The sequence below is a fragment of the Bartonella sp. AD328YNZD genome (genome assembly GCF_042196425.1).
This window is the reverse complement of sequence record NZ_JBHIQG010000198.1, coordinates 1,851-4,701: the sequence shown is the minus strand read 5'-3', so window position 1 is coordinate 4,701 and position 2,851 is coordinate 1,851. Positions and strand designations below refer to the sequence as shown.

Below are 2,851 nucleotides of genomic sequence, written 5' to 3'. Positions count from 1 at the left end.
AAGTGATTTTTATTGCGCCATTCAGCTAATGCGTAAACCTGCATTTTATAAATATCTTTAAGAGGATTAAATCCGCCATTCATATCCCCATATAGTGTTGCATATCCTACAGCCATTTCTGACTTATTGCCTGTCGTTACCACCATTGATCCGAATTTATTCGAAAGAGCCATCAAAAGTGTACCGCGTATGCGACTTTGAAGATTTTCTTCTGTTACATCAGAGGGTAACCCTGAAAAAATAGGTGCCATTGTCTTTAAAAAAGCCTCAACAGGTTGTGCAATCGGTATGATTTCATAATGACATCCTAAAAGATCAGCACATTCTTTGGCATCTTTCAATGATTCTTGCGAAGTGAAATGATAAGGCATCATAATGGTGCGAACCCTCTCAGCACCAAGAGCATCCACCGCCATTGCCGCACACAGGGCTGAATCAATTCCTCCTGAAAGACCAAGAATAACATCCTTAAAGCCGTTTTTATTAACGTAATCTTTCAAGCCTAAAACACAAGCTTGATAATCGGCTGCTAATCCATTGAGAAGATTTTCATTAGGACCTAAAACACAGTTCCATCCCGTCGTTGTTCGTTGCCAATGGCTCAAAGCTATCTGCCTTTCAAAGTGTTTCATTTGAAACACTTTTTTGCCTTGCCCATTTAAGGCAAAAGACCCGCCATCAAAAACGAGCTCATCTTGACCACCAACTTGATTAGCATAAATAATTGGTACCCCAGATCGTAGAGCTTGCGTATGAACAACATCTATACGTTTTAAAGTTTTATTACGATAGTAGGGAGATCCGTTAAGGACGAGAATAATTTCCGCTCCTTTATCTTTAAGCTCTGTACTCAGAGAGAAATCATTCCATAGATCCTCACAAATGACTATTCCTAATTTGATTCCATGATAAACAATAGGCTCAGGACGTGGACCTGAAGAAAACAAACGCTTTTCATCAAATTCGGCATAATTAGGTAAATCAAACTTTAAGCTTTCAGCAATAACTCGCCCTTCATCAAGAAGCATGAGACCGTTATAAACATTGCCATTACGCCTTAATGGAAGACCAATGACAATTCCTGGTCCGCCTACGGTTATTTTTGCTAAATTTCCAACAGCCTCTTCACATGTTTTTGTAAAAGCAGATTTTAGAACAAGATCTTCTGGTGGATAAGCGCTTATAAAAAGCTCCGATAATAAAACAAGGTCAGCTCCCTCTTCTTTAGCCTTTTGATGTGCCATAACAGCTAGAGAAAAATTCCCCTCAATATCACCGACAATAGGATTTAATTGGGCAATTGCTACCCGAAAATCATTTTTCATAAGTCTTTTTATCACTTCATCAGTTTGGCAACCACAACTTTATTTTTAATCATCAGAAACATCGCTTTTTTTTAAATTCTCTTCTGTCATATGATCTAAAATATTAGGTAAACTTTTGCTATCCACCAGTGGCAATTGCTAACGGGTCAGTGGCACGATTTTTTTTAAGGAGTTCCGCAACAAGAAACGCCAATTCTAACGATTGATCTGCATTTAATCGTGGATCACATTGCGTATGATAACGATCAGACAAATCGTCCACAGAAATAGCATGTGCCCCACCGGTGCATTCAGTGACATCACGACCTGTCATCTCAATATGAATGCCTCCTGGATAAGTTCCCTCTCCATGATGCACAGCAAAAAAATTCTCGACTTCTTTTAAAACATAATCAAAGGGACGCGTTTTATAACCACTAACAGTAATTGTATTGCCATGCATTGGATCACATGACCATATAACCGCACGCTTCTCGCGTTCAACGGCGCGGATGAGTTTAGGTAGATAACTTTCAACCTTATCATAACCAAAGCGCGTAATAAGGGTAAGCCGACCTGGCTCGTTTTCAGGATTTAGAATATCAATTAATCTTAAAAGCTCATCAGGCTCAATGGAAGGGCCACACTTTAATCCTATAGGATTTTTGATACCACGACAATATTCAACGTGAGCATGGTCAATCTGACGTGTACGGTCTCCAATCCATAACATATGGCCAGATGTTGCATACCAATTTCCTGAAGTTGAATCAATTCGCGTCAAAGCCTCTTCATAACCAAGTAAAAGTGCTTCATGACTGGTATAAAAAGATGTTTCACGCAATGAAGAATGCGTTTTGGATGTAATCCCTATAGAACGCATAAAATCAATTGCTTCAGAAATACGCTCTGCCAATAATTCATAACGTTCCCCCTGCGGACTGTTAGAAACAAAACTCAACATCCATGTGTGAACATTTTCTAAATCAGCATAGCCACCTTGTGAAAAAGCACGCAAGAGATTAAGTGTTGCCGCAGATTGGCGATAAGCCATGGACATCCGTTGCGGATCCGGAATACGAGAATCGGCTCTAAATTCAATGCCATTAATAATATCCCCCCGATAAGCAGGAAGATCAATCCCTTCTTTACTTTCGATATCAGAAGAGCGTGGCTTTGCAAATTGACCAGCAATACGACCAATTTTAACAACAGGCTTAAAACTACCAAAGGTTAAAACAATCGCCATTTGCAAAAATACACGAAAAAAATCACGAATATTATCAGCTTCATGTTCTGCAAAGCTTTCGGCACAATCACCACCTTGCAATAAAAAAGCTTGGCCTTTCGCAACGGCTGCTAATTCATTTTTTAAATCACGTGCTTCACCGGCAAAAACTAAAGGAGGATAGCTTCTCAGTTTTCGTTCAACATTTTCTAACATAGACTTATCCGGATAAGTCGGAACTTGTTTAATTGGCCTTTCTCTCCAAGAGTCAGGCACCCATTCTTTTATCATTATACTCTCTCTAAAGACTAAACTTACA

Annotated in this window: 2 protein-coding genes; both read right to left on the bottom strand. The window is 39.3% G+C overall.

Going from position 1 to position 2,851, the window contains the following annotated elements:
* A partial coding sequence (locus ACFIO3_RS08980) for an NAD+ synthase (protein ID WP_375704344.1) occupies window positions 1-1,325 on the bottom strand: 1,325 nt, incomplete at its 3' end.
* A 118-nt stretch (window positions 1,326-1,443) separates the two neighbouring features.
* Window positions 1,444-2,823 carry a class II 3-deoxy-7-phosphoheptulonate synthase gene (locus ACFIO3_RS08975; protein WP_375607195.1) on the bottom strand — a complete coding sequence of 460 codons (1,380 nt, stop codon included), beginning with the start codon at window positions 2,821-2,823 and terminating at the stop codon, window positions 1,444-1,446.
* Window positions 2,824-2,851 lie beyond the last annotated feature (28 nt).